This window comes from Azoarcus indigens, assembly GCF_004361735.1.
Classification (GTDB): domain Bacteria; phylum Pseudomonadota; class Gammaproteobacteria; order Burkholderiales; family Rhodocyclaceae; genus Azoarcus; species Azoarcus indigens.
Genome location: NZ_SNVV01000029.1, coordinates 52,977 through 61,198 on the forward strand (window position 1 = coordinate 52,977; position 8,222 = coordinate 61,198).

General features: G+C 73.0%; 4 protein-coding genes. All 4 read right to left on the bottom strand.

The features are described 5' to 3' along the window. Positions 1 to 56 precede the first annotated feature (56 nt). The gene (locus C7389_RS22240; protein WP_133594861.1) at positions 57 to 1,547 is read right to left on the bottom strand and encodes a hypothetical protein; all 1,491 of its coding nucleotides are present in this window, start codon (positions 1,545 to 1,547) and stop codon (positions 57 to 59) included. After that, the gene (locus tag C7389_RS22245; protein ID WP_133594862.1) at positions 1,544 to 3,028 is read right to left on the bottom strand and encodes a hypothetical protein; all 1,485 of its coding nucleotides are present in this window, start codon (positions 3,026 to 3,028) and stop codon (positions 1,544 to 1,546) included. The genes C7389_RS22240 and C7389_RS22245 overlap by 4 nt, the downstream gene beginning before the upstream one ends. A 258-nt stretch (positions 3,029 to 3,286) precedes the next feature. Then, the gene (locus tag C7389_RS25760) at positions 3,287 to 6,376 is read right to left on the bottom strand and encodes an AAA family ATPase (protein WP_133594863.1); all 3,090 of its coding nucleotides are present in this window, start codon (positions 6,374 to 6,376) and stop codon (positions 3,287 to 3,289) included. Then, a complete protein-coding gene (locus tag C7389_RS25565; RefSeq protein WP_246034930.1) occupies positions 6,373 to 7,716 on the bottom strand; it encodes an exonuclease SbcCD subunit D in 1,344 nt (447 codons plus the stop codon). Before C7389_RS25565 ends, C7389_RS25760 begins: the two co-directional genes overlap by 4 nt. Positions 7,717 to 8,222: the final 506 nt, after the last annotated feature.

Below are 8,222 nucleotides of genomic sequence, written 5' to 3' on the forward strand. Positions count from 1 at the left end.
ACTCCAAGCGTTGTTGTTTGAGTTGAAGAATGGGGGATGGGGAAACCGTGCGCCGCTCAGCGCTTGCCTAGGGTGATGCTGTGCCCTTCGGCCACCTCGACCACGCTGGGCGCGCCCAGGCCGCGCTTGATGCTGCCGGCGCGATTTCCCTCGGGGTCGCGCAGCTCCAGGCTGCCGAAGGCCTTCAGCGCCACCGTGCGCTTGAAGCCGTCCACCGTGACGTCATAGCGCGCGCTGCGGCCGGCGAGCAGCGCCAGCGCCGCCAGGCCCAGCACCAGCGCGAGCAGGCCGCCGACCACGACCACCACCGGCAGCAGCGGGTACTGGATGCGCAGCAGCACTGGAATATGCGCGGTGGAAGCCTTCAGCCCCTCCGGCGGCAGGAACACTTCCGACAGCGGATCGCCGGGGAACAGCTCGGACAGCGACTGGCGGAAGCCTTCCGCGATGCGCAGCTGCTGGCCGGCGAGGGACACCTCCACCGTGGCCGGCACCAGCACCCGCTTGCCCATGGCGGAGATGGCCGCCGCCGACCAGGGCGACGGCACCTGCGCCACCGGCACCGGCAGCTGCAGCTCCACCTCGGTGGCGGCGCCCGGCGCCAGCCCGCTCAACCGCGCTGGCGCCACCTGCAGCGGCAGGCGCGCGCCGCCGGCGGCCACCATCTCGGCGCGCACCTCCGCATTCACGATCTCGTAGGGGAAGAACAGGTTCTCGAAACCGGCGCGCAGGCTGATGCGCGGCGCAAGCGCGGCGGCGTCGATGTCGAACACCAGCGTGCGGCCGTCAGCCGCCAGCGCCGCCTGCACGTCGGCGGAGTTGCGCACCTCGCGCGGCACCACCCGCAGGCCGTCCTGGTCCAGCGGCTTCAGCCGCGCCGGCGCAGCGGTAAACACCCGCGCCAGCCGGCCCTGCTCCACCAGCGCCTGCAGGTGCTGCGCCGCCGGCTCGCCGTAGGCCAGCGCATAAACCATCAGCCCGGTGGCGCGGTAATGCTTGCCCTGCACCGGCATGCGCAGCGGGAAAGCCAGGGTGCGGGCGATGGAGGGCTCCAGGTGCACCAGGCGGTAGAACTCGCGGTTGCGCTCGGTGGTCTGGGCGTCGTTGTTCGGGCTGTTGCGGTTGTTGGTGAAGATCCAGACGATGCCCGGCTGGGCCTTGAACGGGCCGGTGATGGTGGACACCACCGCTTCCTTGAAGTCGGTATCCGCCATCGCCCCGCCCGGCGCCTTCAGCGCCACGCCCAGCGGTGCCAGCGCCGCCTGCGCATTGCCGGCGCCGCGGCCCTGGTACAGCACTACCGGCGAGGGGTTGCTGGCTGTGCGCTGGTTGAAGGCCTGGATGACGACCTCGTCGCTGGCATCGGTCACCGCGCCCGCCACCGCCGCCACCAGCGGCTTCAGCTGGGAGGCGGAGTCGGCATAGAAAGGCTCCATCCAGCCGGAGTTCTGCACCAGGAAAGCATGCTGCATGGCCCCGGCCAGCGCCGGGCATGCCAGACCGACCAGGGCGCAGGCCAGCCGGGCCCACAAGCGCTTCAAACTCATACGTCCAGTCTCCAACCTTCGATGCGGCTCCACTCGGGGTGATAGAACCAGAGCAGGCCGTCGTGGATGAACACCCGGCCGGCCCAGGGCTGCGCGGCGACGAAGCGCAGCAGCCGCAGGTCGGCATGGTTGTCGGCCTGCACCAGCAGGGTGGCGTGCAGGCGCTCGCGGCTGTCCAGCAGCTCATCCAGGCCACGGTTGAACTCGATTTCGATGCCAAGCACCGCCGCCTCCACTGCCGACTCCAGCAGCGGCAGCACCACCATGCCCTTGCCGCCGTCGTCGCCATGCTCCGGCTCCTGCCACGGCGGTAGCTTCATGCGGGTGGCGACGCGGTAGTTGAGGCTGCCGGTGCTGAAGCGCGGTGTCAGCGCCTCGTAGCGCTCCGGCTGGGGCCGGCCCAATTGCAGGTAGACGTAGGCCTCGCGGCCGGCATCCCAGCACAGCTGCCAGAAGCCGCCGCTGGTGGGCATGAAGGGGCAGCCGAATTCGAAGGCCGGCGTCACGCCGCCGGGCCAGGGCAGCCAGTCTGCCTGCATGCCGCCATCCGGGGTGCGGCTGAGTACCAGCTGGCCGCCATCACCCGGCCAGATCAGCTGGCGTTCGCTACCCACCGGCGGTGCGAAACGGCCGATGCGGGCCAGCGGATCGTCGGTGGCGACTTCGATGACCGCGCCGGCCGCGCCGGACAGCCCCGCCGCCTGCAGCACCAGCGTGCCATCCGCCCTGCGCTGCGGCGCCCAGATGGCGCCGCCCCAGTGCAGCGGCGCGCCGACAGCCTCGCCGCCGCCGATGTAGGCCACTTCGAAGCTCAGCGTCAGCGCGTCCGGCCGCAGGCAGGCGAGACCGGCGGAGGTCGGCAGGAAGATGCGGCTGTCCTCCCCCTCGCCGGCCACTTCGCAGCGCCAGTCCTCCCGCTTCAGCGTGGTTTCGGCGAGGAAGCCACCGCCGCCGTGTGCCAGGGCCAGCCATTGGCCGGCGCCAGCCAGCCACAGGTAAAGCGCACCGGCCACCGGGTCCAGCGCCAGCAGTTCGCCGCCGCGGCTGTTGTAGCGGGATACGATGAATTCATAGTTGCCGCCTGGCGGCAGGGGCAGCATGGCGTCGCCATCGCCGCCCTCAGGGCGGGGCGCCGCGCTCACTTGCAGCGCTTGCGGGGTCAGTCGCAAGCCGCGTACGCCGGGGCGTTCGCCAGCGCTCACATTGCGCTGCCCATAAGGTGGCACCCAGTTCTGTTCGGACGCCGGGGCGGCAGCCGGCAGGCGGGCGCCGCTATCCGGCGAGTAAGCGAATTCCGGGGGAAAGAGGGCGCCGTCCGGGGCCAGGCGGGCGCCGGTGAACCGCGCCAGATCGATCGCGCCCAGCGCGGCATCCACCGCTGCACCGGAGGCCGTTTCGGCCAGTCGATAGCCGCCTGCGTCACGCACCCAGGTCCCGGATGCCAGCGGCCAGCGCTCGTCGATCTGTTCCGACTCCATCATGATCCTCAGCTTCCAAAAAACAAGGCAGGGTCGGAACCGGCCGCTATGTCATATGCACGGGGCCGGCAGCCGAGGCCGCTGGCATCAGCCTCCGAGGTTACCGCGAGGCCTATTGCAGGGGCGCGAATTATTGCACGCACCCACCCCATTCCGGGCATTTTCAGGTCAACCAGGAAGGCCTGTGCCGTGGCCACATGGGCGCATGCAGCGCCGCGGAATGCCGGCCGGATTATTCCGTCGGGAATGCCGGCCGCGACCTCAGACCACGATGCACACGCTGCTGCCGCGCGGCCCCGGCCTGACCTCGATGGCGACGTCGATCTGCTGCTTCATTTCCTCGACATGGGAGATCACGCCCACCAGCCGGCCGCGCTGCTGCAGGTCCACCAGGGTGCGCATCGCCATGTCCAGGGATTCCGGGTCCAGGCTGCCGAAGCCTTCGTCGATGAACAAGGTGTCCAGCTGCACGCCGCCGGCATAGGCCTGGACAACGTCGGACAGGCCCAGCGCCAGCGCCAGCGAGGCCATGAAGCCCTCGCCGCCGGACAGGGTGCCGGCGGGGCGGGCGCGGCCGGTGTATTCGTCCATGACGTCCAGATCGAGGCCGGCGGCGCGGCGGGCGTCGCTGACCTCGGCGCGGCGCTGCAGCAGGTAGCGGCCGCGACTCATCGCCTTCAGCCGCAGCGAGGCGGCGGCGAGCACGTCGTCCAGCAGCGCGGCTAGCACATAGCGCTGGAAGGTCATGTTGTGGCCATTGCGGCCATCGGCGATGTCGGCCAGCTCGCCGGTGTCGCGGTAGCGCGCCTCGATGTCGCCGCCGCGGCGGGCGAGTTCGGCCAGTTGCTGCAGGGTGCGCTGGGTGCTGTCCAGCTCGCCGCGCACCTGGGCCAGCCGCGACACCGTGGCTTCGACCGCTTCCCGCGCGGCGCGGGCGGCAGCCTCGGCGGCGGCGGGGTCGGGGCGCTCCAGCCCGGCCACCGCCTGCCCGGCGCGCAGGCAGCGCTCGGCGGCGGCGGCCTTTTCCTGTTCGAAGCGCTGCAGCCCGGCGGCCAGGGCGTCGATCTCCGCCGCCGGCAGGCGGGCGTCGCGGTAGGCGGCTTCGTCGGCGAAGCCGGCGGCACGCCAGGCGGCGGCGTAGCGCTCGCTGGCAGCGGCGGCGCGCTGGAGGGCGGTGGCGAGCGCCTGGGCAGCGGCGTCCTTGCGGGCATTGGCGGCAGCGGCGGCCTTGCCGGCTTCGCCGTGCGCCGTCTGCGCGGCGGTCCAGGCCCGCTCCAGCGCGTCCCACCGGGCGGTGGCTTCGCGCCTGGCGGCGTCCAGCGCGCCGGACGCGCGCAAGGCTTCAGGCAGGCCGGCGCGGCGTTCGGCGGCCACGCTCTCCGCTGCCTGGGCGGCGGCCCGGGCGCTGGCGAAGTCGTTGCGGCTGCGGCTCTGCGCTTCGACGGCGGCGGTGCGCCGGGCTTCTCGTTGGGCAAGATCGCCGCGCAGCCGCTGCAGTTCGGTGGCGGCGGCGCGGGCCTGCTGCAGCGCTTGCGCCAGCGCCTGGGCGGCTTGCGCGCCCTGCTGCAGTTGGGCAGCCAGCACTGCGTCGGCGGGCAGCTCCAGCTCACGCCGCAGCGCGGCGATCTCCGCCTCCACGCCGGCGCGGGCCTGGGTGGCGGCTTCGCGGGCGGCGCGGCGGCCGTCCAGCGTGCGCTCGCCTTCGCTGACGCGGGCCTGGGCGGCCTGCAGATCGTCCTCCCCGGGCTGCTCACCTTCAGCGCTAGCCGGCGCTGGATGGCTGGTGCTGCCGCACACCGGGCAGGCGCCGCCCTCGTGCAGATGGGCCGCCAGCCGCGCCGCCTGACCGGCACGCCAGCGCGCTTCCAGCTGCTGCTGGGCCCGGCGGGCGGATTCCAGCCCGCCGCGGGCGGCCTCTTCAGCGCCGCGGGCGCGGGTTTCGGCAGCAGTGGCTTCGGCCAGCGCCTCGCCGCGCTCGCTCAGGCGGGCGAGGCCGGCGGCGCGGCGGGCGGCGGCGGCCTGCTCCAGCACCAGCGCATCCACCCGGGCGGCCTGCGGCGTCAGCGTTTCCTGCCTGGCCTGGAGTGCGGCGTGCTCGCGCTCCAGGGTGGCGAGCGCGGTATCGGCGCGGCTGGCGGCGGCTTCAGCCTCGGCGAGGGCGCGCTGGCGGGCGAGCAGTTCGCGCTCCGCCTCGGCCAGCTTGCCGGCGGCTTCGCCCAGCGCTTCCAGCCGCAGCAGTTCGCGCTGGGTGGCCTCGCGCTCGCTCACGCGGGCCTGCTCCGCCGCCAGCTGGCGCGCGGCGGCGGCGAGACGGTCGGCGGCGGCTTCGGCTTCCTGCTGCTGGCGGGCGGCGGCAGCGCGGGCGTCGGCTTCCTGGCGGGCGGCTTCCTGCGCGGCTTCGTCCACCGCCAGCACCTGGGCGGCGCGCTGGGCGTCGGCGAGGCGGACGCGGCGCACAGCGATGCCGGCTTCGCGCTCGGCCAGCGCGGCCTGGGCGGCGAAGGCGGCGTCGCGTTCGGCGAACAGGGCGCCGTGGCTGTTGGCCTGCTGCAGCGCGGCGCGGGCGGCCTCGTCGGCCTGCCGCAGGCGGGCTTCTTCCGCCGCCAGTGCGGCGAGGCGGCCGGCGAGTTCGCCGGCGTGGGCGGTCAGCGCTTCGGCGCTTTCGGCGCCCGCCTGCCGCAGCAGGGCGTCGCGCTGCACGGTCAGCGCCTCGGCCTCGCGGCGCAGGGCGGCGGCGGCTTCCTTCAGCGCGTCCTGCACCCGCTTGTACAGCGCGGTACCGAACAGGGTTTCGAGGATGCGTTCGCGCGCCTTGGAGTCGGCGGCGAGCAGTTTGCGGAACTGGCCTTGCGGCAGCAGCACGACCTGGCGGAACTGCTCGGCCTCGAAGCCCAGCAGCTCGGCGATGCGCTGGCCGACTTCGTTGCTGCGCTGGGCCAGCGGCCGCCAGCCGGCGTCTTCGCTGTCGGCGGCGGGCGCGCCGGCGCCGGTCCACTTCCACAGCTCCGCCACCGCGGCGACCTTGACCAGGCCTTCGCCGCGCCGCGCCGGGCGCTCCTGTTCGGGCACCCGGCGCACCCGGTAGCGGGCGCCGCCGAGTTCGAATTCGAACTGCACTTCGGTGAGCGTTGCCGGGTCTGCGTGGTGGCTGCGCATTTCGCGGGCGCTGCGCTCGCCGCCGGAGGTGTCGCCGTAGAGGGCGTAGGTGATGCCGTCCAGCAGCGAGGTCTTGCCGGCGCCGGTGGGGCCGGCGATGAGGAAGAGGCAGCCGGGCGGCAGGCGGTCGAAGGCCACCGTCTCGCGGCCGGCGAAGGGGCCGAAGGCTTGCAGCTGCAGGGTGATGGGCTTCATGCCTGGCGCGCCTCGCGTTCGACCCGCTGCACCACCTCGGCCAGCACCGCGGCGGCGCCCTCGCCCAGCGCCTGGCCGGTCATTTCGCGGTAGAAGCCGGCGAAGAGGTCTTCGACACGCATGCGGCGGTGGTCGCCGCCGCGGTGGGCGCCGCCCTCGCCCTGCAGCAGGCTGCGTTCTATCGCCAGCGCGTTGGGGTAGGCGGTGCGCAGCTTGCCCATGGCGTCCAGCAGCGCGCCGTCGTCGCTGAGGCGGGCGAGCACGTAGTCCTGCCGCGCCGGGTCGCTGGCCGCGGCGGCGAGCAGTTCGTCCAGCCGGCCTTCGAGGATGCGCAGGTCGCGCCGCGGCGCCAGGGCGATGCGTTCCACCTGCAGCTCGCCGGGCGCGCCCAGGGTGACCAGGGACACCGATTTGGCGTGGTCGGCCTCGGCGAAGGAATACTTCAGCAGCGAACCGGAATACTGGATGCGCGGCGAGCCGATCTGCTGCGGCCGGTGCAGGTGGCCGAGGGCGGCGTAGTCGAAGCCGTCGAACAGTTCGGCGCCGACGCTGCCGCTGCCGCCCACCGTCAGCGGCCGCTCGGACTCGGCCTCGCTGCCGCCGATGACGAAGGCGTGGGCGACCGCGACCGAACGCGCGCCGGCCGGCTGGCGGGCGCGGGCGGCGGCGACCTGGGCGGCGAGCGCGCTGTGGTGGTCGGCAATGCGCGGGGCGGCGGCTTCGCTTGGGGCGCTGCTTTCAGCTGGGTCGACTGGGTTCGCTTGATTGGCGAGGTCCGGGGCGGCCTCGGCGGAGGGGAAGAGCTCGCCCTGGCTCATCACGGGCTGGCCCATTGCGGGCTGGCCCATCGCGGGCCGGCCTTTGGGTTGTGTGCCCTGCGCCGCCGCCTTCACCGCGATCGCCGGCGCCAGCGGCAGCGCGGCCCGCACCAGCGCCGGCTCGCCGTAGGGCAGCAGATGCACCGCGACCTTGCCGTGGGCGTCGTCGAACAGCAGCGGTTCGGCACCGGCTTCCACCGGCCCGCGCACGGTGAGGCCGGCGCGCGCCAGCAGGCCGGAACCGAAGGCGAGGCGGTCCGGGCCGTCGTGGTTGCCGGCGATCATCGCCACCCGTAGGCCCAGGCCCAGCACCAGCTCGGCGAGCACTTCGTCCAGCAGCTTCACCGCGTCGGCCGGCGGCACCGAGCGGTCGTAGACATCGCCGGCGATGAGGATGGCGTCGGGCTTCAGCTCGGCGGCAAGGCGGACGAAGTCGCGCAGCACATGGGCCTGGTCTTCCAGCAGCGGCATGCCGTGATAGACGCGGCCGAGGTGCCAGTCGGCGGTGTGGAGGAAGCGCATGGGGTCGGGGCGGTAAGGCGGCGGGGCCTGAATGATCCCACAGGCGGTGGACGCGACCCAGCCCGGAGCCAGCTCCACCCCATCCGCTGCAACCCTTCCCACCCTTGCGGACCGGTAACGATGCGCGGCAGGCAGCTATGCGATCACCGTCAGGGCCGGGCCCTTCGGCCAGCCCATTCCGTGCCGATGCGTCCCGAACGGCATTTCCCATTCGGGCTGGGCCCCGGCGAGCTCAGGACAGGCTTGTCCAAGCCCGCGCCCTGCCGTGCCCTGCTAGAGGCTCAGGGCGAACGGTGCCTCTTGTGCAGCGGCTGGCCTGGCCGCCAGGACAGGGGAAAAAAACGGTTCTTCGCGCAATCTGGGGGAAGTAGTGGTTGACGGTTCGGAGGTTGGTAGATTGGCAGTCGCCAGACAAACCGATCCCCTTCCTCTTCCCCGTCATGCGCGATGCTATGTTGGGCGTGGTCTTCTGGGAAGGCCACGTCGTCGATTCATCTCAGGAGCAA